We start from the raw sequence: 25,365 nt of genomic DNA on the forward strand, positions 1-25,365 counted from the left end.
AGGAATGCAGAAAGAAATGAAGGTGACGGGAAATTTGCGAGCCGAACCGTGGACGGAGGTGTCGACATCGGTCGAATATCTCATCTCGGGGATTCGTCGAGCAGCGATTTTTTCGGCGCACTGTCTGACGATTCTGATGTTCGCCGCTGCGCCGGTTCATGCTGACACCGTCGGGAGTTCAATCCTCATGACGGATCAGGCGTTGCATAGTCTCGGCATCGATCAGGTCGATCGATGCGTATCGGACATGGATAGGGCGACGCAGCAGAATTCGGCGCTCGTCGAAGCGCTCGCGGAAATGTCTTCCATGCTGAACAAGCGGACACGCAACCTTGCGAGCACGGCAAGGCTGTTCGAGCTTCCGCGCAGCCTCGAATACGCGCGCGAAACTGTCTTACAGCCAGAATCAACGTGTGGAAAGGCGGGTGTACGACGATGTTGACCCATGAGAAGGTGCTGGAAATTCGAGAACTCGCCAGCCAAGGGGTAGGTGTGCGGGATATCGAGCGGAAGACCGGTGTGTCGCGCAACACGGTGCGACGCTATTTGCGAAACGAGCGGGCTTGCCGCTACGGGCCCCGCCCGGCACGTCCGACCAAGCTGCAGCCATATCACGCATTTTTGCTCGAGCGAATCGAAGCGGCACATCCAAAGCGGATTCCGGCGACCAGGTTGCTTATGGAGATCCGCGATCGAGGCTATGAAGGTGGGGTAAGCCAGCTCAGGGCGTTTCTCCTGCAACACAAGCGTGCGCGCCGCAGCTGATATTAGCCGGATAATGTAACGAAGAATCTATCTGCCCACGGAGCTGCCGCAGCCGAATTACCAACGATGTTATGGGGTATTTTTAGTTCGGTCGGGTGGCGGGGGAGAGTGCATTGAAATGACGGAGCAAATTTAAATCGGCGATCTTACTTCGCCATGCAATGCAGGTGTTAGCCATATTGATTATTTCCGTTACTCAACTGATATACGATGATCTGCTGATAATTATCGAAGTGATTTGTCGATCCCCTGATGAAAGGTCTTGTGCCTGCAGACGAAGCGCGATTCATCAGGGGCACTTGCAATATTTACTCCTGTCCCTCGTCATAGAGAGGATCGCGGCCGAGCTGAGTTAACCGCACTACGTTGTCGCGATCGAAGTAGACATTCATCAATGCCGGCCAGACACCGTCGCGCCGGAAGCGATAGGACCAGACGCGTCGGTCGACCGCGGGGAAATCGGCGATTTGCTCTGGTTTGCCGAAGGTTTGCAGGATGTCGTGCTGCGTGGACTCGCCGATGCGAATTTGTGCGAAGTCGGTTGATGTCAGTATTTGTCGAAAGGAGATCAGACGTCCGCTATCGTCGAAGTCGGCGGCATAGGTGGATTGGCCCAACGGCCAAGTCGGATAAAGCCAGCGCACTCCGCCGTCAGCGCGCGGGTACTGCTCCCGCGGTTGGCCCAAACGGGCCTCCACGGCAGGGGCCGGTTGACCGATAAGCGCTTGTCCCGTCGAAACGGGAGTGAGTGGGGAGCAGCCGCTTGTAAGCACGATCGCTGCAATTGCTACTTGAGGCGCGAAACGAATGTTCATGGCAAGTCTCCATTCCAGGACGAAACGACGTGCGCAACCACGAGTCCGCAAGTCCATGCATCCGAAGTCAAATCGGCGTCGTTTCCGTCGATTCAAGCATAGGCAATTCTGAATCAATTGTCCGGATTGAAAGAAAGCGGCCATGGAATCATATCCCGTTTGGCGATGAACGATCCGCGAGACACTAGCGGCCAGGCGCATTTACGTGCGATATAAACATAATGGAATATAGCGATTCAAATTTCACCCGCGCATTTTCATCACTTGGATGTGGGCATGCCGACCTGACGACAGTAATGGACATTGCGCAGCGTCATGCCATTCCATGCCTGGAGCTGCGTACGCTCGGCGGTACGGTCGACCTTCCCGATTATCTCGCATCGCAATACGGCTGCCCGGAGATGTTTGCCGGCACATTGCTCGGCGCACCTGCTCGGATCGTGAGCCTTGGGACGTCTCTCCAACTGGTGGGGAACACGGCCGAAAGCCGCAACGCATTTCTCCGCTACGTGCCTTGGGCCGAGGCATGCGGCGCCTCGACGCTCCGTGCATTCGACGGGGGGCGGAGCGGCAGCGATCAGGAAATCGAGCAGGCGTTGTCGACATGGATGTGGTGGAGGTCGTTGCGCGCGGATCGCGGCTGGAATGTTGACATCGCTGTGGAGACACACGACGCCTTCGCGATCGAAGACAACCTGCGCCACCTGAGCGAGGCCTTGCCCGATTGTCGACTGATCTGGGATACCCACCACACCTGGCGAAAAGGCGGATGTGATCCGATACGAACGTGGCGGTTGATCGGTGATCGCGTACAGCACATTCACGTCAAGGATAGCCGTACCGACGCGAACGCGCTGTCGGGCTATTCGTATGTGTTGCCCGGCGACGGCGAATTTCCGATGTCCGCACTGCTTGCCGCGCTGCGGGACGACGATTATCGCGGCGCGATCAGTCTGGAATGGGAGCGCCATTGGTATCCCGATTTGCCGCCTTTGGAGTACGCGCTAACGGCCGCAAGACAGAGGAATTGGTGGTAGGTGGAACGGATAACACGGACGAGCAATGGCGGGCCGGGCGGGACGGATAACGCGAAGCTCACACTGATCAGCACCGGCGACGCCGCGGCGAACGCAGGTGAGATTCCGCCCAGCGCCAGCGGATCATCAGACAGCCAACATTCGGCATTCTAATGATTTGACATAAGGTGAATTAGCGATCTTTTAGGGTCGCAAGAAAATAAGGCTTCGAGCAGCTCCTTGTTGACGCACGCCATCTGATCTCAACGACGACAGCTCGCGCAGCTTGAGCGCCTCGGCTCGCTTTCGTTCCGACACCTTTCTTAGGCGATCGACAGCTACAGCTGCCATCCGACTTTCCCCGTAGCACCTCATTTTTTGCCTCGCTACGCTTGGCCGCTCTCGTCATCGATGCGGAGTCGCTGATGGACCACTGGCGATTGGCTTATCTCGGGATCCGGCAGGTGCCGCGCGAGTTGAGCGAGTTCGAGCTCGCTACATTCTTCACGTTCTCCAAGCGGGAGCGTGTTGCCATTGATTCACGACGCACCGATCTCTTTCGACTCGCGGTCGCATTGCACATTGGTTTTCTTCGCATGACCGGCCGGCCACTCGGCTCGTACAAGCAGATTCCCACGGTTCTCTGGTGACATCTTGGACGACAGCTGAATGTGAAGCCGCCAGACCTTGGCACGTTACGTTCACTTTACGATGGCAACCTCAAGACCTTATCCGACCACCAGCGCTTTGCTCGGGATGCCATCAATTTTCGAGCCGTCGCGGAACATCAACGTCGGTATGTCATCCGTTGGCTCAAAGAACAACTCACCGGCCGCCCCGAACGCGGCCAGTTGACGAACGATGTCAAACGTTGGTTCTACGACCATCGCATCGTGATACCACCGGAGCGCATGCTCAGGCAGTTCGTCGTCCAGGCCGTACGCGACATTGAGGGGCAACTGCATGGCGCGCTCGAGCATGCCGTCGGTATGGAAAAACTCGAGAGTTGGGCGCGAGTACTGGCTCAGCCCCATGGAGAACATTCAAGTCTCCAGCGATGGCTGTGGGCCGTCCCACTGCGCAACTCGACCCATCAGATAAGCGAGATCCTCGACAAAGTCAATTTGCTCACGATGCACGAGGTGGCAACGCGTTGGCCGGTTGAATGCAACGATGCCATGGTGCGCCACTACGCCCGCCGTTGTGCAAGCCGCCCGCCATCGATCAGCAAGCGAATCGAACCCCAAAGCCGACGAATCGAAGCCGCCTGCTTCATGCGGTATTCCCTCTGTATTGCGACTGGTCAGGTACTCGAGATGCTCCGGCGATGGGTACTGAAGGTTGTCAACGACACGTCTGGCCAATGCACGGCGGTCGAAGCGATTGCCAGATTCGGATCAGCTGCTCGAGGGCAGGCTGTGTACGATGGCGGCGTTCACATCGGCCGCTTATTCAGAAGTATTTTTCTGATCGACTACTTCACCAATGCCTCTTTCCGGTCGGAGTTGCAACATGCCCTGAATCGGGGAGAAGCGGTGCATACCGTGCAACGCGCAATTCACATCGGTCGCATTCCGGTGGAGCTAGCTCGGCGCCAGGAATCGCTCGCGGCAGTGTCATCGGCGTTGACCCTGCTCTCGAACATCTTGATGGCCTGGAACACCACCCACATGCAACGAGCCCTGGAGGACATCGAAGCTAGCCGGGGGCAGCCGATCACGACCGAGCAACTCCGGCGAATCGCCCAACTCATATCGAGGGCATCAACTTGCGCGGCACCTTCAATTTTCCCGTGTCGCTGTACGCAAAGCGGATCTTGCCGAGCATCGCGGCCGGCAACTCCATTCCGTCAACCAGTCGGAGCGCCTAACGACGGGGTGTACTGGTACCGCCGGTCGAGGGACCGCTCACCTTCAATGCAGTCACGTCTGGACATGCCCTCTGCTTCGTTAGCGAAGGGTAGACGCTAACCCATTGTTTTGTCGGAATAAATATTTAGGGCCGCAAGGCAAGGCCTTGCCAGGCCTAATGGCGCCTAACCGGAAAAACGCATGGAAATCAAAGGCGCCCCCTGCAGCCCCTGACTTTTTCCCACGCGACGTACCGTAGTCCCGAGCGCCGCGGTTCCGGCATCGCTGGAAGCACCGCGCGATCCGGCGCCTTTTCCCGCCGAAGGCGGCGCAGCGCGTTTCCGTTACCCCGATCTCGCAAACCCTAAGTTAAGAAAAACTTTACGTTCGACTATTATTTTCCTGCGTTTACCGGGTGTGACCGCGTCGATATGATCAGTTCCGCTTACCGCCGAAACGCGACAAGAACGGCACGGAGCACACTGGTGGCCGAGCAGTCCGGCCAACCGATCTGACAGCCGGGGAGCCCCTCGCGCCTGTCGCGATGGATACGGAAACGCAGAGGATCCGATGAGCAAGAAGCAGATGAAACTCGGCCTGTCGATCAGGTACATGGGATACCACCTCGGCGCGTGGCGCCACCCGGAGCTGCAGGCCGATGCGGCGTCGCAGTTCGGCTTGTATCTGGACGTCGCGAGGCTCGCCGAGCGCAACAAGTTCGACCTGCTGTTCCTCGCGGATGGCATCGGCGTGCGCTACGACGACGTGCCGAAGGGTTCGCTGTGCCGCTCGAGCCACAACGTCGAACTCGAGCCGCTCACCCTGCTCTCCGCGCTCGCCAGCCAGACCCGGCAGATCGGCCTGGTCGCGACGGCGTCCACCACCTACAACGAGCCGTACCACATCGCACGCAAGTACGGCTCCCTGGACCAGATCAGCGGCGGGCGCGCCGGCTGGAACGTGGTGACCTCCTGGTCCGAGCAGGAAGCGTGGAATTTCAACCGCGCCAAGCATCTCGACTACGACACCCGCTACGAGCGAGCGGCCGAGTTCGTCGACGTGGTGACGGGGCTGTGGGACAGCTGGGACGCCGACGCGTTCGTGCACGACAAGGAATCGAGCGTGTTCTACGACGAGGCGAAGCTGCACGTGCTCGGTCATGCGGGCAAGCACTTCTCGGTGCGCGGCCCGCTCAGCGTGCGGCGCTCGCCGCAGGGGCGGCCGATCCTGGTGCAGGCGGGAACCTCCGAGGTCGGCCAGCAGATCGCCGCGAAACATTGCGACATCGTGTTCGCAGCCCAGCAGAGCATGGCGGCAGCGCAGAAATACTACGCGTCGGTCAAGGATCGCCTGCCGGCCCTCGACCGCAGCGAGGACGAACTGCTGATGATGGTCGGCCTGACACCGATCGTCGGCCGCACGCGCGACGAGGCGCAGGAGAAATACGCGATGCTCCAGGAGCTGATCGATCCGCTGGTCGGGCTGTCGATCCTGAAACGCTCGTTCGGCGACCTGTCGCACATGGATCTGGACGGCCCTGTGCCGCCCCCGCCGCTCGAAGACGTCGGGCTGCGCAGCAGCGCGAGCATGTACTACGAGACGGCGCAGCGCGAAGGCCTGACGATCCGGCAACTGTACAAGCGGATCGCGATGTCGCAGGAGCATCTGACCGTGATCGGCACCGCGAACGACGTGGCCGACGCGATGGAAGCCTGGATCGACGGCAAGGCCGCCGACGGTTTCAATATCGCGCCGACCCACCTGCCGCACGCACTGCACGACTTCGCCGATCTGGTGCTGCCGGAACTGCGCCGACGCGGACGATTCCGTACCGAATACGAAGGAACCACGCTGCGCCAGAACCTCGGGCTGCCGGAACCGCGGAGCCTCTACGCCTGACGCGCAGGGAACGCCTGTTTTCGTGAAACTCTCTTGAGACTGTCAAACCGATCATGCGCATCTCCGAATCTTCCATGCAGCGCGCGTTCGTGCCGATCGAACAGGGCAACCCCGCCGACGATCCGCGCATGTTCCGCCGCGGCCTGAGCCAGTACGGCACCGGCATCGCCATCGTCACGACCGCGGACGGCGAGCGCCGTTCGGCGGTCACCGTCAACTCGTTTTCCTCGCTGTCGCTGGATCCGCCTCTGCTGCTGTGGTCGATCGACCGGAAATCGCGCAGCTTCCCGGCCTTCTCGAGCTGCGAGCATTTCGCGGTGAACATTCTGTCGTCCGAGCAGATCGAGCTGTCGCGCCACTTCTCCAGCAAGATCGAGGACAAGTTCGCGGACGTGGCCTGGCAACCGGACCCGTTCGGCTCGCCGCTGCTGGATGGCTGCCTCGCGCATTTCGAATGCGACGTGCACGCCCGCCACGACGGCGGCGACCACCTGCTGCTGATCGGCCGGGTCACGCGGCTCACGCGCTTCGAAGGCGTGCCGCTCATCTTCAGCCAGGGCCAGTACTGCATTGCCAGCGAGCCGCCCGAAGTGCCGGGCGATTCGGCCGAGATCGCCAACGCGGGCACCGGGCCAGCCGGCAACAACCTGCTGCAACTGATCTTCGACACGCACCATGCGCTGTCCGAAGCCTTCGATGAACATCGCCGCGCCGAAGGCGTGAGCATCGCGGTGGCACGCGTGCTGGCCAGTGTCCACGCGAGCCCCGGCATCAAGGTGGGCGACGTCGCCTGCCAGACCTATCTCGGTCAGCGCGATGTCGAGGACGCCGTCACCTGGCTGGCCCAGAAGGCGCTGTTGGTCCGCACCGCGGACGGCGGCGTACGGCTGACCGATGCGGGGCTGGCCTTGCGCCAGTCGATCCGCGCGCGCTGGATCGCCTTCGAGGATGCGCAGCTCGACGGCGTGTCGTCCGCCGATATCGCCGTGCTGATGCGCACGCTGACGCGGCTGGTGGAACGCACGCGCGGCCAGCCGGCCGCCCCGCCCGCCGCCGCGCGCCAGGCGTGACGCGCCCCGCGCGGACGGATCTCCCACGCCCGCGCACGTAGCCAGGCACGAGTTTTCGGTTTTCGGTCCGCCGCGCGATTGCCAGGCACCCGTACAGGTTCGAAAGGGCACGAAACAATGAGCTGGGATTTCATCATCATCGGTGCAGGGTCGGCGGGGTGCGTGCTGGCGAATCGCCTCAGCGCCGATCCGCGCCACAGGGTGCTGCTGCTGGAGGCTGGCGGCAGCGACAACCGCTTTGCCATCAAGATTCCGGCCCTGGCGATGAAGGCCATGAACGATCCGGAGACCGACTGGATGTTTCCGACCGAGCCGGACCCGACGCGCAACGGTCGCACCGAGATCGTGCCGCGCGGCAAGGTGCTCGGCGGGTCGAGCTCGATCAATGCCACGTGGTACGTGCGCGGCAATCGTGGCGACTACGATCATTGGGCCGCGCTCGGCAATGCCGGCTGGTCGTACGACGAACTGCTGCCGTACTTCCGCAAGGTGGAATGCAACCGGGACGGCATCAGCGCGACCTACGGAAAGGCCGGCGCGATCGTGATCAGCGAGATCCGCGGCGTGCCGCCGCTCACGCGGGTATTCCTCGACGCGATGGAGGAACTCGGCTATCCGAAGAACGTCGACTTCAATGCCGAGCCGACCGAGGGCGTGGCCATCCTGCACTCGACCCAGCATCGCGGCCTGCGCTGGAGCGCGGCGCGAGGCTATCTCGATCCGGCCAGGAGCCGCCCCAACCTGTGCGTGCTGACCGGCGCGCTGGTGCGCCGTGTCCTGATCGAGAACCGCGCGGCGGTCGGCGTCGAATTCGATCTCGACGGACAGCGCCGCGTGGAGCGCTGCCACGGCGAGGTGATCGTCAGCGCGAGCGCCATCAATTCGCCGAAGATCCTGATGCATTCGGGCATCGGCCCGGCCGACCAGTTGAACCTCGCCGGCATTCCGGTGATCGTCGAGAACCGCGCGGTGGGCCGCAATCTGCAGGAGCACCCGGCCTGCCAGGTCAAGGCCTATGTGAACGTGCGCACGGCCAACCAGGAATTCAACGCGCTCGGCATGCTCAAGTACGGCACGCGCTTCCTGCTGTCGCGCTCCGGCCAGGCCACCTTCTCATACAGCGGCGTCGGTCTGATACGCACGCGGCCCGAGCTGGCCTATCCCGACATCCAGTATCACTTCGGCGCGTTTTCCTCGAGCTACACCGACCAGGGCATCCGCATGGAGCCCGAGGCCGCGATCAACCTGCAGCCCAACGTGAACAATTCGCGCAGCCGCGGCGAGGTGAAACTGAAATCGTCGGACCCGTTCGCACCGCCGAGCATCCAGTTCAACATGCTGGCCGACGCCTACGATCGCGAGACGCTGATCGCCGGCGCTCGCATCGCACGCGCGGCGCTGCGCTCGCACGCCTTCGCGCCCTATGTGACCGGCGAGTGCAAGCCAGGCGACGACGTGCAGACGGACGACGAATGGCTCGCCTACCTGCGCGAGAACGCCGGCGGCAGCTTCCACCCATGCGGCACCTGCAAGATGGGCGTCGATGCCGATGCGGTGGTCACGCCCGATCTGAAAGTGATCGGCGTGGAGCGCCTGCGCGTGGTGGATTCCTCGATCATCCCGCAGATTCCGAGCGGCAATCTCAATGCCATCAGCCTCGTGATCGGCGAGAAAGGCGCCGACATGATCCTCGCCGCACGTCGAGCCGCAACGGCCGGCGAGGCCGCGCAGCATACGTAAGGAGGCTCGAGCCTCGTCGTTTAACCGTTCCTGTCCACTCAGCCTTTGTTGGAGTTTCTCGGAGCAACTGATGAAATCACGACTCGCAATTCTCGCTGCCGCCCTCCTGATCGGCCCGCTCTCCGCCCCCGCCATGGCGGCGGAGTGCGGCTCGGTGACCATCACGGAGATGAACTGGTCATCCGCCGCAATCGTCACGGCGGTGTCGAGCTTCCTGATGGAACAGGGCTACGGCTGCAAGGTGCAGAAGGTGCCGACCTCGACGGTGCCCGCGCTGACCTCGCTGTCCGAAACCGGCAAGCCCGACATCCTCACCGAAGTCTGGCCGGCGGTGGCCGACGTGTACTACACGCTGGAAAAGCAGGGAAAGATCGTGCAGCTCGCCAACGTGATCGCCGACGGCGGTCAGGACGGCTGGTGGGTGCCCAAGTATCTGGTGGACCAGCATCCTGAACTGAAGACCCTCGACGGCATCCTCGCGCATCCGGAGCTGGTCGGCGGCCAGTTCGACAACGGCCCGCCCGGCTGGGGCTCGACGGTATCGAACAACAACCTGATCAAGGCCTTCGAGCTGGAGAAACACGGCATCAAGGTGGTCAGCTTCGGCTCCGGCGAAACGCTCGCGGCCTCGCTCGCGGCGGCGTACAAGGACAAGAAGCCGTGGTTCGGCTACTACTGGGCGCCGACCGCGCTGCTCGGCAAGTATCCGATGGTCAGCGTGGACATGGGCCCCGTGGTACCGGCCATCGCCAAGTGCAACGCGCGCCTGGATTGCGCCACACCGGGCAAGACGGGCTGGCCTCGTGCACCCGTGCTGACCACCATGGCGAAGCCGTTCCGCGATGCGCATCCGGACATCGCGGCCCTGATGAGCCGCGTGTCGTTCTCGAACTCGCTGATGAGCCAGCTGCTGTCCTGGCAGGAGACGAACAAGGCCACGGCCGATGAAACCGCCGCCTATTTTTTGACGCACTATAAGGACCAGTGGAAGAGCTGGGTGTCGCCCGCCGCGCTGGCCAAGGTCAGCTCCGTCATCAAGTGAGGCATCCGCACGGTCTCCGGGCAGGCAGGCGCACCCGGAGACCGATGCGTCGCTTCCGCGCCCTGCCATGGCGCAATGCATCCATGAATCGAGCGGCCCCGGACGCGAGGATTGATATCCATGAACATCGATAACGCATTTTTTGATTCGGTCGGCCTGCGGCCATGGTGCGATGCCCATGCCCAGTCGGGGCCGGTCTCCCTCGCGCAGTTGCTGTCGAAGGCCGCCGCTGCGTCATCGGACCAGGGCGGCGGATGGAACTTCCCGTTTCCGTCGCTCGATGCGCTGAACGCGGACTGCGCGGCCATCCCGCGTACCCGCGACCTGACCACCGGCATCGAGCAGGGCTTCCTGCACATCCGCCACGGACTGAAGCTGGTACTGGACCCGATCACCCAGCCGCTGTCGTGGATGCTGCAACTCTCGCTGCACATGGTGGAGATCGTGCCGTGGTGGCTGGCCACGCTGGCGCTGCTGGCCATCACCTACGGCCTGTCGCGTTCGAAGAAGGTGACCGCGATGACGGCCGCCCTGCTCTTCTGCCTCGGGCTGGTCGACTATCTGCACTACGCGCTGCAAACCACGGCGATCGTGCTGACCTGCACGCTGATCTGCATCGTGCTGGGCATCCCGGCCGGTATCGCCATGTCGAAGAGCGACCGCCTCAAGAGCAGCATGCTGCCGGTGCTCGACATGCTGCAGACGCTGCCTTCGTTCGTCTACCTGATCCCGCTGATCTTCCTGTTCAGCGTGACCGACCCGAAGCTTTACGGAATCGCCATCATCCTCTACGCGATCGTGCCGATGATCCGGCTCACCGATCTCGGCATCCGTCAGGTGGACGGCACTGTCGGCGAGGCGGCCTCCGCGTTCGGCATGAGCTGGTTTCAGAAGCTGGTGGGCGTGGAGCTGCCGCTGGCGCTGCCCAGCATCATGGCCGGCGTGAACCAGACCATCATGATGTCGCTGTCGATGGTCGTGATCGCGTCGCTGGTGTCGGCGCCCGGGCTCGGCGTGCTGGTGCTGCGCGGCATCAACAATCTCGAGCTCGGCGTGGGGCTGCTGGCCGGGCTGTCGATCGTGTTTCTTGCGATCCTGTTCGATCGCGTCACCAAGGTATCGATGTCGCGTCTCGCCGTCCACAAACAAGGAGGCCAGCAGTGAGCCAGGACATCAAGATCGCCGTGCGCCAGTGCTACAAGGTGTTCGGCCCGGAGGCCAAGTCGATGATGCCGCTCGTGATGAGCGGGATCAGCAAGGCCGAACTGCTCGCCAAGCATGGCCACGTGATCGGGCTTCACGACATCAACGTCGACATGCGCGCCGGTGCGATCACGGTCGTGATGGGCCTGTCGGGCTCGGGCAAGTCGACGCTGATCCGCCATCTCAACGGCCTGATCGTGCCGACCGCCGGCGAGATCCTGGTGGACGGGCGCGACATCACCCGGCTGTCGGGGCGCGCGTTGCTGGAGTTCCGCCGCTCGAACGTGTCGATGGTGTTCCAGAACTTCGCGCTGATGCCGCATCTGACCGTGCTCGACAACGTCGGCCTGGCGAAAAAGGTGTGCGGTCAGGACAAGCCGACCGTGCAGCAGGAGGCACGGCGCTGGATCGCTCGCCTCGGCCTGTCGGGCTTCGAGGGCCGCTACCCGCACCAACTGTCGGGCGGCATGCAGCAGCGGGTCGGGATCGCGCGGGCGCTGACCTCGGACGCCGAGGTGCTGCTGATGGACGAGGCGTTCTCGGCGCTCGATCCGCTGACCCGTGCCGACATGCAGGACCTGCTGATCGAGTTGCAGCGGGAACTGAACAAGACCATCGTGTTCATCACGCACGATCTCGAGGAGGCGCTCAAGATAGCCGATCACATCGTGATCCTGAAGGACGGCAAGGTCGTGCAGCAAGGCAGCCCGGAAAGCATCGTGCTGCAGCCGAAGGACGACTACATCCAGCGGTTCGTCAACGACATCAACCGCGCACGCGTGCTGAAGGTGGGCTCGGTGATGAGCCCGTCCGCATCCGCGTCGTACGTGCCCGGCGACACGCTCGACGAAGGCGACACGCTCGAGGCCGCCCTGGCGAAGTCGCAAGGCGATCTCGACCGGAGTTTCGCGGTGACCCGCGGCGGCGCGGTAGTCGGTGAGTGCGCGATGCGCGACGTGGTGCGTGCAATCGTGCCGCGGCAGGTTCGCGGACAGCAGCAACCGAGCCTGCCCGATACCGCCGGCCTTCCGACCACGGCGGCCTGAATCCGCCAGTGCCCCGCTTCCAGTTGCCACTCAATTCAAGGACTATCGTGCGATATCTCGACCATTTCTACATCGACGGCCAATTCGTTCCCGCCACCCACCGGGCGCGCCGCGCCGTGATCAATCCGGCGAGCCTGGCGCCGGTCGGCGAGATCGCAATGGGCACGCGCGAGGACGTGAACGCCGCCGTCGCCGCGGCCAGACGCCGGTTCCCGTCGTTCTCCACCTCGTCGGTCAGTGCGCGGCTTGCCATGCTGCGCCGTATCGAGACGCTGTTCATCGAGCGCAGCGAGGAATTCGCGCGGCGCATGACGCTCGAAATGGGCACGCCGATCAGCTTTTCGCGGCAGGCGCAGGTGGCGGGCTCGCTGGCGCATATCCGGAACGGCATCGAGATCCTCGAGCGTTTCGAGTTCGAAAAGACGCGCGGCAAGACCACCCTCGTGATGGAACCGGTGGGCGTGTGCGGCCTGATCACGCCGTGGAATTTCCCGGTGTTGCAGATCATCACGAAGCTGATCCCGGCACTCGCGGTAGGCTGCACCGTCGTGCTCAAGCCCAGCGAATATTCGCCGCTGAGCGCGCTCTACCTGGCCGAGCTGCTGCACGACGCCGACCTGCCGGCCGGCGCGTTCAACCTCGTCAACGGCGACGGCGCCACCGTCGGCGCCGCGATCGCCGAGCATCCGGACCTGGAGATGGTGTCCTTCACTGGCTCGACCCGTGCCGGCGTCCAGGTGGCCAAGGCAGCGGCCGACACCGTGAAGCGCGTCCACCAGGAGCTGGGCGGGAACTCGGCCAACCTGATCCTGCCCGGTGCCGACATCGACACGGCAGTGGCCGCCGGCGTGCATGCCGCCTATCGCAACGCGGGGCAGTCGTGTACCGCGCCGGGGCGCATGCTGGTACACCGGCCGCAGTACGAACAAGCGGTGGCACGAGCCAAGGCCACCGCCGAAACGGTGCGTTGCGGCGACGTGTTCGACGAGCACACCACGCTCGGACCGGTGGTCAACCAGATCCAGTTCGAGCGAGCACGCGCGCTGCTCGCGTCGGCCGAGCAGGAAGGCGCCACCGTCGTGACGGGCGGCCTCGGCCAGCCGGCCGGCGTCGAGACGGGCTATTTCATCGCGCCGACGGTCGTGGCGCAGGTCACGCCGGACATGCGCATCGCCAGAGAGGAAATCTTCGCGCCGATCGTATCGCTGATCGCCTACGACACCGTCGACGAGGCGATCGAGATCGCCAACGATACCCCCTACGGGCTGGCCGCGTATGTGCAGGGTGACGCGGCGGCCGCCTCGCAGGCGGCCGCGCGGCTGCGCGTGGGCCAGGTGGAGATCAACACCCCGGACTGGGATTCGTACGCCCCGTTCGGCGGCTTCAAGCAGTCCGGTAACGGCCGGGAATGCGGTGAAGCCGGCTTCGAGGCCTATCTTGAAGTGAAGGCCGTGATCCGCCCGTAGTCACGCGCCCCGTTCCCACCGGCTGCCGCACGATCATGCCGCCCCTGCTCCCGCTCGCACCGCAAGCGCCGGTGCCGGCCGACAGAACGCTGGCGAAGTTCGCCAGCGCTTCGCATTTCGTATTCCTGCTGGTGCCGAACTTCAGCATGATCGCGTTCGTCAACGCGCTCGAAGTATTACGGATCGCGAACCAGTTGAGCGGCAAGCCGCTGTACCGCTGGTCCGTGATCAGCGTGGACGGACAGCCCGTGGAGGCCAGCAACGGCCTGAAGCTGTCGGTCGACGTGCCGGAAACGCCGGGCCCGGCCGATATCGTGTTCGTCTGCGCCGGCAACGAGGTGCAGCGCGCCACCACGCCGGCACATCTGCAGCGGGCCCGCCAGTTCGCGCATGCCGGTACGCTGCTCGGCAGCATCTGCACCGGCGCCTACGTGCTGGCCAAGGCCGGCCTGCTGGCCGGCCACACCTGCGTGATCCACTGGGAATACCTGCACGCGCAAGCGGAAAGCTTCATCGACGTCACGTTCGAGCGCAGTATCTTCCGCATCGACCGCGAGCGCATCACCTGCGCGGGCGGCGTGGCACCGCTCGAGATGATGCTGTACCTCGTCGGGCTGTCGATGGGCGATGCGTTCGTGCAACGCATCTCGAGCTATCTGGCGGTGGACCGGGTCCGGCATCCCGGCGCGCTGCAACCGCCCGCCGGCTACGGCTCCGCCAGCCGGTTGCTGGCCGACGTGCTGCAATTGATGGAAGCGCATATCGAGACACCGCTGTCGCTGGTGGCGTTGGCGCAGCGCGCCGGCGTGCGCGAGCGCAGGCTGCTGCGCCTGTTCAGGTCGGCGGTGGGGCAGCCGGTGATGCAGCACTATCGATTGTTGCGCCTGCGCCGGGCTCGCCAGCTCCTGCAGCAAAGCAGCATGCTGCTGACCGATATCGCGGTAGCCTGTGGCTTCCAGTCGCTGTCGGTGTTCACTTCCGCCTACCGCAAAACCTTCGGCCTGACACCCGGCCAGGAGCGCCGACAGGCGCAAAGCCGCACCTTCGGCAGCGACGCGCGCGAGCACGCTGCCGAGCGGCACGATACAGTCGTGGCAATGCGTCGCTGACGCGCGCGCGGACAGGAGACCGGATACATGAGTTCATTGAAAGCGACGCTGCCGCCACCGAACACGTTGATCGTGTTCGAGGCAGCCGGCCGTCATCTGAGTTTCTCGCGGGCGGCCGTCGAACTGAACGTGTCGCGCGTGGCCGTCAGCCAGCAGATCCAGGCGCTCGAGACTTTCCTCGGCGTGCAGTTGTTCGACCGCGCCGACCGCACCATCCGGCTGACCGACAGCGGCGTGCGGTATCACACGGCCGTCTCGTCCGCGCTGCGGCAGGTCGGGCAGGCCACCATCGAGATCAGTTCGCGGCCGGCGAACAACATCGTTACCATCAGCGCGACCGCCGGCTTCGTGACCTACTGGCTGCTGCCGAATTTCGGCAGTTTCCGCGCGCAGCACCCCGACATCGAGCTGCGCTTCATCGTGTCGGACCTGCCGTATCTGGGCGAGAAGGATGTGGATCTCGCGGTGACCTACAGTTCCGCGCCCCCCGCCGAGGATTCGATCCTGCTGACGTCGCAGACCATCGCGCCCACCTGCTCTGCCACCTATCTGGTCGACCACGACACGCCCCTTGATCCCGCCGACCTGCTCGGACATCCGCTGATCCACCTCGAAGGGCCCTACGATCGCCTCACACGCTGGTCGACCTGGTTTACCAACCATGGCGTCAGCATGGACGGAACCAAGCCGAACATCACGGTCAACACTTACACCAACCTGGCCCAGGCCGCGCTGGACGGGCAAGGCTTCGCGCTGATCGGCCCGCCGCTGATGAGCCGCTTTCTCGCCAGCCGGCTGCTCGTGCAGCCCATCCGGACCGATCCGGTGCGTTGCCACGGCTTCCATCTGACGGTTGCGCGCAACTCGTCCGGCACACCGGCCACCGAGGCCGTGGTGGCCTGGGTCAAGGGCTCCTTCGTTCAGCAGATGGCCGCCTGAGGCGCCGGCCGGATACGTTCACTTTTCATTAACAGGCGGATATTTTTTCCTTGCGTTTACGCGGGGACGGGCCGCGCACGATACTGATGGCACGGGGCCGGACGTCGTCGGCCCCTCCCCGGCGCAGGGTGTAACTGCACCGCGCGCTCGTTTATCTGCATCACTAATCAATCTGGATCGATGTGACGCCGCCGATTCCCGGCTACGCATCGTCGGTCCACCTCCCCTTACTGACAGGTAATCGCATGAACCGCCGCTTCACTGATGACACGGATGCATCGATGGCCGCCACGGCCGAGCGCCGCCAGTTCCGGCAGGACCCGCTCTCGCAAGGACATCGGGCAAGTTCCGTCGACGCCGCGCTGATCGAGGCATTCGAGGTGCTCGACCGCCCGGCGCTGCGTGCGTATCGACTCGAGCGATTGCGTGCGCAACTGAAACAGCACGACTACGCCGGGATGCTGTTGGCCGACCCGATCAACATCCGTTACGCGACCGACACCAACAGCCTCGGCGTATGGGTGATGCACTCGCCGAGTCGTTACGTGTTCGTGGCCACGGATGGCCCCGTGATCCTGTTCGACTTCGCCACCAGCCGGCACAACAGTGAAGGCATCGAGACGATCGACGAGATCCGGCCGACCATTCCGTGGAACTTCTTTCTGGCCGGCCCGCGTGTGGGCGAGAAGGCACGCGAATGGGCACGCAGCATCGCGGACGTGGTGCGGCAGCACGGCGGCGGCAACCGCCGGCTCGCACTCGACAAGTGCGATCCCTGGGGTGCGGAATGGCTGCGCACGGAGGGCCTGTCCTTGCACGATGCGCAACCGCTGACTGAAATGGCACGCATGATCAAGGGCCCTCAGGAAATCGAGCAACATCGCATCTCGATGGGCGTGTGTGACCTCGGCGTATCGAGGATGCGCGAAGCATTGCGCCCCGGCATCACCGAGAACCAGTTGTGGAGCGTGCTGCAGGACACCAATACGGCCCACGGCGGCGAATGGAGCGAAGCGCGCCTGCTCAGCTCCGGGCCGCGCACCAACCCGTGGTTCCGTGATGCCACCAATCGCGAGATCCTCGCCGGCGATATCGTCGGCTTCGACACCGACATGGTCGGGCCCGGCGGTTACCTCTCCGATATTTCACGCAGCTTCGTGTGCCCCGGCAAGGCCCCTTCCGCCGCGCAACGTACGCTGTTCGGCCGTGCCCGCGATCAGATCGCACACAATTGCGCGCTGCTACGTCCCGGCGTGACCTTCCGCGAGTTCGCCGAGAAAAGCTGGGCGGTGCCGGTGCAGTACGTCCACAACCGCTACATGATGATGGTTCACGGTTGCGGGTTGGTGGACGAGTTCCCGAGCGTGGCCTATGCGGTCGACTTCGACGAATGGGGTTACGACGGGGTGTTCGAGGAGAACATGGTGGTGTCGGTCGAGAGTTTCATCGGCGAAAAGGACGGGATCGAGGGCGTCAAGCTCGAGGAGCAGGTGCTGATCACGGCCGATGGCGCGGTGCCCTTGTCGTCGGTGCCGCTTGTGTGATCTGCGGGATATTTGAGCGGGGACGCCGGCGGGTCGCATACTCGCGGGCGCGACGCGCGAAGTCGTCCGCAATGTCGCGTCATTCGCAAGATATTCAATGCGGATTGAATGCCATTCCATCGCAAAACGAAAATATCTGAAGAATTATCTATCGATATTAGTGTATTCCGAATGACAACAGTCGAGTGCAATATTCAATAAATCGGATCTCGATCATTTAATTGCCCCCGCTTCACATCGACTTCTCTCCTCCGCACACTCGACCGGCGCCACGCGCAACCTCGTCCCGCACACCACGAGCCCCTGCCCAACACAGTCAATGCGCGGTTGCCGATACACCAAATGCATCCGACAAGACCATTTCACATTGCTAACCAAATAATGACTTGATTGACGTCGCCGCCATTAAAAAACAAGAAACTCTAAAATATCTTGTAATTATAAAAGCGGCCTTCTAGCATGCCTTTGCTGTTCGCAATACGGACTTATCCAAAAGTCATTACTTGATGCATTCCTCGAACAAACCCACTCATAACCTGGGGAATTACATGAAGAAATTGTCTCGTCTGCTGCCCATCACCGCGATTACCGTCGCGAGTCTCAGCGCTTTTGCCCAGGCCGGCGACCAGCCGGCCGCGGTCGACAAGGCGCTGCAACTGATTCAGCAGAACCCGTCCGCCTTCAGTCTCGCTGCCGGCGGCACGGCACGCGCGTTGAAGTTCGCGGGACCGCAAGCAAGCACGACGACGGACGGCGATCAGTTCCAGGTGCGCGACGTGATCGTCGACCCCGACGGCACCGAACACGTGCGCTTCGACCGCTTCTACGCGGGCCTGCCCGTGATAGGCGGTGACGTCGTCGTCCATTCGAGCAAGGGGCAATTGAAACAGGCGAGCCTGACCCAGCTCGCGCCGATCAATCTCGCCGGCATGATCGGCAAGGTCGGCGCCCGCTCGGTGGTCCGCAACGCACCCGATGTAGGCGCGACCAAGGCCCGGCACGTCGCGGCCGCGCGTTTCAATTCGGACGTGCGCCGCGTGGATGACGCTGAACTCGTCGTGTTCGCACGCGACGTCACGCCGACGCTGGCCTACGCAGTGCGCGTATACGGCAAGGCGACCGACGTACACGGCGACGCCGTGCTGTACTACGTCGACGCGCGCACGGGCGCCGTGCTCGACGCCCAGGACCTGATCAAGACCGCCTCGGCAACCGGCACCGGCCGGTCGCTGTACTACGGCAACCTGACGCTCACCACGGACCAGACGGGCACGAACGCGTACCGGATGCTCGACCCGAGCCGCGGCGGCGGGTCGGTCTACGATGGCCGCGGCCTGAGCTCGGACGACGTCGAGCAGGCAACCGATCTGCCGATCTTCACGAGCAGCACGAACGTGTGGGGCAACAACACGACGACCGACCGACAGACCGTCGCCGCGGACATCGACTACGGGCTCGCATTGACTTGGGACTACTACAAGACGGCACACAACCGCAGCGGCATCTTCAACGACGGTCGCGGCGTGAAGAGTTACGCTCACGTCGTATTCAACACCGGCAGCGGCACGACCGGCGCGAACGCGGCATGGCTGGCGTCGCACGTGATGGCATACGGCGACGGCGAGCCGGGCACCAGCCTGCCCAAACCCGTCGTGTCGGTCGACGTCGCCGGACACGAGATGAGCCACGGCGTGACCGAGGCCACGTCCAACCTGAACTATTCGGGCGACGCGGGCGGGCTGAACGAGTCGACGTCCGACATTTTCGGCACGCTCGTGAAGTACTACGCGAATAACCCGAACGATCCCGGCAACTACGTGATCGGTGCGCGCGTGGTGAGCGGCGGCCTGCGCAAGATGTACAAGCAGGATCTCGACGGCCGGTCGTTCAGCTGTTACCCGTCCGGCGGCTTCTCGTGGTCGAATCCGCGTCACGATCCGCATTTCACGTCGGGTGTCGGCAACCGCTTCTTCTACCTGCTCGCGGAAGGTCCTGCGGTGCCGTCGACCGATACCGGCCTGTCGCGGACGCAACTGGTCTGCAACGGCGACACGACCTTCAGCGGCCTCGGCCGCGAGAAGGCCGGCAAGATCTGGTACCGCACGCTCACGGTGTATCTGAACGCAAACTCGAGCTATCCGAACGCACGGCGCGCGTCGATCCAGGCTGCAACCGACCTGTATGGCGCGAACTCTGCCGAGAGCGCCACGGTTGCGCGCGCGTGGAGTGCAGTCGGCGTGAATTGACGGTTGACGGCGCACCGGCGTGCGCGTTGATCGCCTGGCGGTCGCGTGGCCCGACGTCGCTTCGGAGGGAAGCGAATCGATCAAGGTCGCACGGGTGACAGGCAGGTGCCGATCAATCGCCTGCGATGGCTGGCGGTTGATCGGCCGACAGTGCGGCCCTGCCGCCTCGAAGAACTTCGATAGTCACGCCGGCGCCACTACCCGATCAAAAGCCACGTGCGGCCCGGCCCGCGCGTGTTTGGACGCAACATGACACGCGCTCACGTCTTCGGCAATCCCGGCGGATTGGTCTGCGATCGGTCGATCGCTTCCGCATCGAGACTCCAGCGGTTGAGCACCTTCCGGTAGCTGCCGTTCGCGATCAACGCATTGATCGAGAGCGTCAGCGGATCGGCGAGGCCGCTACCCTTGCGCGTCGTGATCGCGATGTCCGCGGTGCGCGGCCAGCCGCCGCTCACGGTGCCGATCAGCTTCGCATCGCCGCGCAGCGATGCCTGGTACGCGAGCATCGAGTTCACGCTGAAGATCGTATCGACGCGGCCGGACTGCAACGCGACCCAGCGCTCTGCCGCATCGGCGTAATACTGGATCGCGACGGGCGCAAGCCCGCGTTCGACATTCTGCCGGTTCCATTCGAGCAGGATCTTCTCCTGGTTGGTGCCCGAGTCGGTCACGACGCGCAGCCCGGCGACGTCCTTCGGTTCGCGGATCGCCGCGATCCGGCTGTTGGTCTTCACGTAGAAGCCGAGCTGATCCTTGCGGTACGTCGAGAAGTCGAACTTCTCCTTGCGCTGCTCGGTCACCGTCACGTTCGAGATCACCGCGTCGACCTTGCCCGACTGCAGTGCGAGCGGCCAGTCGGCCCATGAGAGCGGTACGAGCTTCAGCTTGCGACCGATGCTGTCCGCGACGAGTTGCGCGAGATCGGGATCGAAGCCGACCACCGTGCGCGCGTCGGTCGCATACGTGCTGAGCGGCGCCAGGTTCGGCGCGATGCCGATCGTCAGCGTGTTCGCTTCGGCAAACCTGAAGCTGCCCGGCACGGCCTGCTCGACCGCCGGGTTCACGGTGCCGCGCTGCCGGCCCGGCTGCTCGGGGCTCAGGTCGAACGTCGCGGCCTGGGCGGCCATGCCGGCGCCGATCAGTGCAACGGCCAGTACGCGAACGATGCGCGCGACGGGAAAATCGAGTTTTCTCATGTCTTCCGGAATCCTTGCTGTTTTTCTGATGAATGAAGGAAGCGAACGCGCACGGGAGCCGCACGACTTTCAAAGGACGTCGCGCCCCCCGCGCCGCGCTCGGGTCAAGCTCACGCCGGCGTCGCCTCGAGTTCGGTCGCGGTCTCGCGATGGACCGCCGGTTGCGCGACCGGTGCCGGGCGCTGTACCGGCGAGTCGCCCGCATACAGCGCCTTCGGATCGAATACGCGCGCCTGCAACGGCGTAAATGCGCGGAAATTCCACAGGCTGCGTGCGACGAACACGCGCTGCACCCAGCGAAACGCGCGGTCGTTCTCGTCGTATTGCGGATCGAAGCGATCGCGCGAATGCAGCGTGAAGTGGTTATTGATCAGCACCAGCTTGCCGGGTGACACCTGGACGCCGAACGAGACCTCGCGTACCGCGCGATACAGGTTCGCGAGCGCTTCCTGTGCGCGCGTGTTGACCGGCAGCACCATGTCTGGATAGAACGCGACCGTCACGCGCGGCGCGTCGAGCGGCCCCGACAGCACGGCGCTCAGGTCGGTGTTGTCGCGCGGCGTCGGCGTCGCGCCGCGCCAGCGGTACGGCACGCGGATGATGTAGTGCTCGCCGTACAGCTGCGCGATATCGTCCGGTGACAACAGCTGCAGCGCGCGTCGCGCGTCGGCGAGCCGCGTGTACGGCCCGCCGCCGGCCTCGCTGCGGATGCCGAGCAGCAGCAATGCGAACGGCGACGTGTCGCCCTCGGGCATGTGGGCCTGCGCGGCGTTCTCGATATGGAAATCGAGTTCGACCTCGGAGCCGAGACCGGTATATTCGCGCGCGGTGGTCTTGTGCGGCGTCAGGTTGTTCACCAGCTCGCGGCCTTCGTGCGCGATCGAATACGGTTCGCCGGCCAGCGTGCTCAACGCGACGAGCACGTTTTCGCTCAGCACGCCGGCCTTGAACGAGCGGCCGGTTTCCTCGAAGCGCGGGCTGCCGCTCACGGCGTCGTCGATCGGCAGGTTGTCGATCTCGATCGAACCGTGCGCATCGGCGGTCGGCGCCTTCGCGCGATCGAACGCGTCGACGATGCGGTCGGGAAATGCGTTGTAGGCAAGCTTGCGGACAGCGCTGATGTAGCCGGCGCCGCCGGCCGGGTCGTAATCCAGCGCGCCGAGCGTGCTTCGGATGTGGCCGGACTCCGCTGCGGTCAACACGATACGTTCATCTGCGAAATAGGTCATAGGTCTCTCATATAAAGATCCTGGTTCGAAGAGCGGTATGCCGCCACCGCCGCGCGTTGCCGTCCTCGGGGCGCAGCGCTCGACAAGACTAGGAGACCGTCATTCCATTGCGAAATGATATAAATTCGATTGCTAACAAAAAATATCGATATATGTTCAGCAACGCGGGCGGCGTCAGGCCGCGCGTGCCAATTCGCCACTTAACACAAATGGTTGTTAAAAAATCGCTGGTTATTATTTGTATTCGTTAGTGGGTCGATGCTAGTTTTCCGTCGGACGCCATGACGCGGCCGACCTTCGATCGACGGTCGGCGCCCTTCATCCGCCACCGGAGAACCCGCAGATGAACCGATACCGCCTGTCGTACGGCATCACCCGCCTTGCCGCCCGGGAGCCGCGATGAGCGAGCGTGTTCCCGCGCTCGACCGCACGCTGGCGGCCGCCGCGCCGCAGCCGCGCACGTCGCTGCGTGCGATCTTCCCGACCGTCGCGGCCGCGAGCCTCGGCTTCGCGATCGTCCAGCTCGACGTGACCGTGGTCAACGTCGCGATTCCGAGCCTCGGCCATTCGTTCGGATCGAGCGTTCACGGGCTGCAATGGATCGTCGACGCGTATACGCTGTCGTTCGCCGCGCTGCTACTGACGTCCGGCACGCTGGCCGATCGTTTCGGCAGCCGGAAGTTGTTCGCGCACGGCCTCGTGCTGTTCCTGCTCGCGTCGCTCGGTTGCGCGCTCGCGCCGTCGCTGCTCACGCTGATCGCGGCGCGGGTCGCACAGGGCGTCGGCGCCGCAATGATCCTGCCGACGTCGCTCGCGCTCATCACGCATGCGTGCGCGAACGACGCCGCCGCGCGCGTGAAGGCGGTCGCGTGGTGGAGCGCGACGGGTGGCGCGATCAGCGCGGCCGGACCGACGCTCGGCGGCTTGTTGATCGATTCGTTCGGCTGGCGGGCGATCTTCTTCATCAACCTGCCGATCTGCGCGATCGGACTGTGGCTCACGCTGCGCCACGTGCGGGATTCGGCCGCCGCGCGCACGCGGCTGTTCGATCCGGCCGGGCAGATCGTCGCGGTGCTCGTGCTCGGGCTATTGACCGGCGGGATCATCCGCGCCGGCGCGCACGGGCTCGGCGATCCGTATGCGGCCGGCGCGCTGGCAGCGTCGGTCGTGCTCGGCGTGCTGTTCGTCGCGATCGAGCGGCGCGTGGCTGCGCCGATGCTGCAACCGGCGTTCTTCCGGATCGCGCGCGTGCCGGGCGTGCTCGCGATCGGCGCGGTCACGAACGCCGCGTTCTACGGGCTGATCTTTTCGTTGAGCCTGTACTTCCAGAATGCGCGCGGCTTCACCGCGACCGAATCAGGGCTTGCGCTCGCGCCGCTCACGATCATCATGCTCGCCAACATCGCGAGCGCGCGCCTCGCCGTCCGGTACGGATTCCGCGCGACCGTCGTGATCGGCCTCGCCGTATCGCTCGCGGGCTATCTGTGGCTGTGGCGGACGCTTGCCGCCGATACGCCGTACCTGCTGCTCGCGCCCGGGCTCGCGGCGATGGCGGTCGGCGGCGGCATCGCGATTCCGGCGCTGACGTCGACGCTGCTCGGCAGTGTCGAAGCCAGCCGCTCGGCGACGGCTTCCGCGATCCTCAATACCGCGCGCCAGGTGGGTGCCGCAATCGGTGTCGCGGCGCTCGGCGCACTGGTGGCTGGCCAGGGCGCGGCGCTCGTGGCCGGCGCGGCGCACGCATTCGCGATCGCCGCCGCGCTCGTGGCCATCTGCCTGCTGGTGGCCGCGCGCTGGCGCAGCGATGCCGCGCCTGGCGGCACGCGCCGCTGACTGCGTAGCACCCGTCATCCTTCAACCCATCCTTCAACCGCTTCCCCTGCCGAGCGAGGACTCCATGCAGCATCGCTTCATCGATACCGTCCTGATCGTCGACGGCGCGTCGACGGCCGCCTATCTGGCGCCCGCGTTTCGCGCCTACGGCATCCGTTGCGTGCACGTGATCAGCGACCCCGATCTGCCGGCCGTCTACCGGAACCAGTTCAACCCGTCCGACTACGTCCGCCAGGTCCAGCATCGCGGCGACATCGACGCAACGCTCGCGCAGCTGAGCGACCTGCGGATCGGCGCGGTGCTGCACGGGCTCGACGCGGCGCTGGAGCTTGCCGACACGCTGGCCGAGCGGCTCGACGTGCCCTATCGCAACCCGCTCGCGACATCGGCCGCGCGGCGCGACAAGTTCGCGATGAACGAACGCATTCGCCAGGCTGGCCTGCGCGCACCGGCGCACTTCCACAGCACGTCGGTCGATGAAGCGCTCGAATGGGCGCGCGCGCAGGTCACGCTGCCGCTCGTGGTGAAGCCGGCGCGCAGCGCGGGCGTGGCGGGCGTGAAGATCTGCCGGACGCTCGCGCAGGTCGAGGCGGCCGCGGGTGACGTGCTGGCCACGCGTTCGCTGTACAACCAGCCGAACGACGACATCGTGATCCAGAGCTATTCGGAGGGGCAGGAATACATCGTCGATTCGGTGTCGTTCGAAGGCCGCCATCGCGTGGTCAGCCTGTGGGAAGTGCACCGCGACCGCACACATGCGCCGCGGCTCGACAAGATGCTGGTGCTGAACCATGCCGATCCGCGCTACGCACCGCTGCTCGATTACGCGGCCGACGTGCTCGACGCGCTCGACGTGCGCTTCGGGCCGACCCATCTCGAACTGTTCGATACCGCCGACGGCCCGACGATCGTCGAACTGAACGCACGGCTGCACGGCAGCCTCGACCCGCGGCTGACGAGCGCGGTGAGCGGCGAGAATCACGTGTCGGCCGCCGTGGAAGCCGTGTTGCATCCGGAGCGGCTGTTCGGCGACGTCACCGCACCGGCGGAGTTCCGCGGCTACTGCGGCCACGTACTGCTGCTGTCGTCGCGCAACGGCGTGCTGCAGCAGGATTTCACTTGGCAGGCGATCCAGGCGCTGCCGTCGTTCGTCGGGCTCAAGCAATGGATCAAGATCGGCGACACGCTGCGCGTGACTACCGACCTGCAGACGGCGCTCGGGACGGTCGGCCTCTACAGCCCGACGTTCGAGCGGCTGCTCGAGGATTGCCGCCGCATCCGCGAAATCGAGGCCGATTTCTTCGCGGACGAACGCGCGGTCGCGCCGGCCTGACGCTGAGGCAGTCGCGCGTTT

Annotated in this window: 18 protein-coding genes and 2 pseudogenes; 17 read left to right on the forward strand and 3 right to left on the reverse strand. The window is 64.3% G+C overall.

Going from position 1 to position 25,365, the window contains the following annotated elements; all coding sequences use genetic code 11:
- Positions 1-4 precede the first annotated feature (4 nt).
- The gene (locus tag C7H84_RS26730) at positions 5-442 is read left to right on the forward strand and encodes a hypothetical protein (protein ID WP_121861594.1); all 438 of its coding nucleotides are present in this window, start codon (positions 5-7) and stop codon (positions 440-442) included.
- A pseudogene (locus tag C7H84_RS36555) lies at positions 436-750 on the forward strand (helix-turn-helix domain-containing protein); the annotation flags it as partial. The gene C7H84_RS26730 and the pseudogene C7H84_RS36555, both read left to right, overlap by 7 nt.
- 323 nt (positions 751-1,073) lie before the next feature.
- Here the strand turns inward: C7H84_RS36555 and C7H84_RS26735 are convergent.
- Entirely contained in the window at positions 1,074-1,580 is a 507-nt protein-coding gene (locus C7H84_RS26735) for a hypothetical protein (RefSeq protein ID WP_121861595.1), read from the reverse strand.
- 296 nt (positions 1,581-1,876) lie between these two features.
- Between C7H84_RS26735 and C7H84_RS26740 the strand changes: the two genes are divergently transcribed.
- The 13 genes and pseudogenes from C7H84_RS26740 to C7H84_RS26800 all read left to right on the forward strand — a co-directional run bounded on the left by C7H84_RS26740 (position 1,877) and on the right by C7H84_RS26800 (position 19,750).
- Positions 1,877-2,617 carry a TIM barrel protein gene (locus tag C7H84_RS26740; protein WP_205611463.1) on the forward strand — a complete coding sequence of 247 codons (741 nt, stop codon included), beginning with the start codon at positions 1,877-1,879 and terminating at the stop codon, positions 2,615-2,617.
- 404 nt (positions 2,618-3,021) lie between these two features.
- Positions 3,022-4,466: pseudogene (locus tag C7H84_RS26745) on the forward strand (Tn3 family transposase).
- 550 nt (positions 4,467-5,016) lie between these two features.
- Positions 5,017-6,345 (forward strand): LLM class flavin-dependent oxidoreductase, encoded by a 1,329-nt coding sequence (locus C7H84_RS26750; RefSeq protein WP_121861597.1) that lies wholly within the window; start codon positions 5,017-5,019, stop codon positions 6,343-6,345.
- Positions 6,346-6,473: 128 nt separating this feature from the next.
- Positions 6,474-7,415 (forward strand): flavin reductase, encoded by a 942-nt coding sequence (locus C7H84_RS26755; protein WP_121861838.1) that lies wholly within the window; start codon positions 6,474-6,476, stop codon positions 7,413-7,415.
- A 117-nt stretch (positions 7,416-7,532) separates the two neighbouring features.
- Positions 7,533-9,155, forward strand: a complete 1,623-nt coding sequence (locus tag C7H84_RS26760) for a GMC family oxidoreductase N-terminal domain-containing protein (RefSeq protein ID WP_121861598.1) — start codon at positions 7,533-7,535, stop codon at positions 9,153-9,155.
- Positions 9,156-9,225: 70 nt separating this feature from the next.
- On the forward strand, positions 9,226-10,197 hold the full coding sequence (locus C7H84_RS26765; protein ID WP_162999371.1) for a glycine betaine ABC transporter substrate-binding protein: 972 nt from the start codon (positions 9,226-9,228) through the stop codon (positions 10,195-10,197).
- A gap of 120 nt (positions 10,198-10,317) precedes the next feature.
- On the forward strand, positions 10,318-11,361 hold the full coding sequence (locus tag C7H84_RS26770; protein WP_121861599.1) for an ABC transporter permease subunit: 1,044 nt from the start codon (positions 10,318-10,320) through the stop codon (positions 11,359-11,361).
- Positions 11,362-11,423: 62 nt separating this feature from the next.
- Positions 11,424-12,446: an ATP-binding cassette domain-containing protein gene (locus C7H84_RS26775; RefSeq protein WP_205611469.1), complete on the forward strand. Its 1,023-nt coding sequence runs from the start codon at positions 11,424-11,426 to the stop codon at positions 12,444-12,446.
- Between the two features lie 47 nt (positions 12,447-12,493).
- Entirely contained in the window at positions 12,494-13,912 is a 1,419-nt protein-coding gene (locus C7H84_RS26780; RefSeq protein ID WP_121861601.1) for an aldehyde dehydrogenase family protein, read from the forward strand.
- A gap of 146 nt (positions 13,913-14,058) precedes the next feature.
- Entirely contained in the window at positions 14,059-15,021 is a 963-nt protein-coding gene (locus C7H84_RS26785) for a helix-turn-helix domain-containing protein (RefSeq protein WP_162999372.1), read from the forward strand.
- A gap of 27 nt (positions 15,022-15,048) precedes the next feature.
- Positions 15,049-15,960, forward strand: a complete 912-nt coding sequence (locus tag C7H84_RS26790; protein ID WP_121861603.1) for a LysR substrate-binding domain-containing protein — start codon at positions 15,049-15,051, stop codon at positions 15,958-15,960.
- A gap of 245 nt (positions 15,961-16,205) precedes the next feature.
- Positions 16,206-17,504 (forward strand): Xaa-Pro peptidase family protein, encoded by a 1,299-nt coding sequence (locus C7H84_RS26795; RefSeq protein WP_205611464.1) that lies wholly within the window; start codon positions 16,206-16,208, stop codon positions 17,502-17,504.
- Between the two features lie 548 nt (positions 17,505-18,052).
- Positions 18,053-19,750: a M4 family metallopeptidase gene (locus C7H84_RS26800; RefSeq protein ID WP_121861605.1), complete on the forward strand. Its 1,698-nt coding sequence runs from the start codon at positions 18,053-18,055 to the stop codon at positions 19,748-19,750.
- A gap of 260 nt (positions 19,751-20,010) precedes the next feature.
- On the opposite strand, the gene C7H84_RS26805 is transcribed toward C7H84_RS26800, so the two are convergent.
- Positions 20,011-20,949, reverse strand: a complete 939-nt coding sequence (locus tag C7H84_RS26805) for an ABC transporter substrate-binding protein (protein ID WP_121861606.1) — start codon at positions 20,947-20,949, stop codon at positions 20,011-20,013.
- Between the two features lie 110 nt (positions 20,950-21,059).
- Positions 21,060-22,178 (reverse strand): TauD/TfdA family dioxygenase, encoded by a 1,119-nt coding sequence (locus tag C7H84_RS26810; protein ID WP_121861607.1) that lies wholly within the window; start codon positions 22,176-22,178, stop codon positions 21,060-21,062.
- 399 nt (positions 22,179-22,577) lie between these two features.
- Here C7H84_RS26810 and C7H84_RS26820 point away from each other — a divergent pair, with 399 nt between their 5' ends.
- Both C7H84_RS26820 and C7H84_RS26825 read left to right on the forward strand, forming a co-directional pair.
- Positions 22,578-24,011, forward strand: a complete 1,434-nt coding sequence (locus tag C7H84_RS26820) for an MFS transporter (protein ID WP_121861608.1) — start codon at positions 22,578-22,580, stop codon at positions 24,009-24,011.
- Between the two features lie 64 nt (positions 24,012-24,075).
- Complete coding sequence (locus C7H84_RS26825) at positions 24,076-25,344, forward strand: ATP-grasp domain-containing protein (protein WP_121861609.1); 1,269 nt, start codon at positions 24,076-24,078, stop codon at positions 25,342-25,344.
- The last annotated feature ends 21 nt before the right edge of the window (positions 25,345-25,365 follow it).

The sequence above is a fragment of the Burkholderia sp. Nafp2/4-1b genome, assembly GCF_003635165.1.
In the GTDB taxonomy this organism is placed as follows: Bacteria; Pseudomonadota; Gammaproteobacteria; order Burkholderiales; family Burkholderiaceae; genus Burkholderia.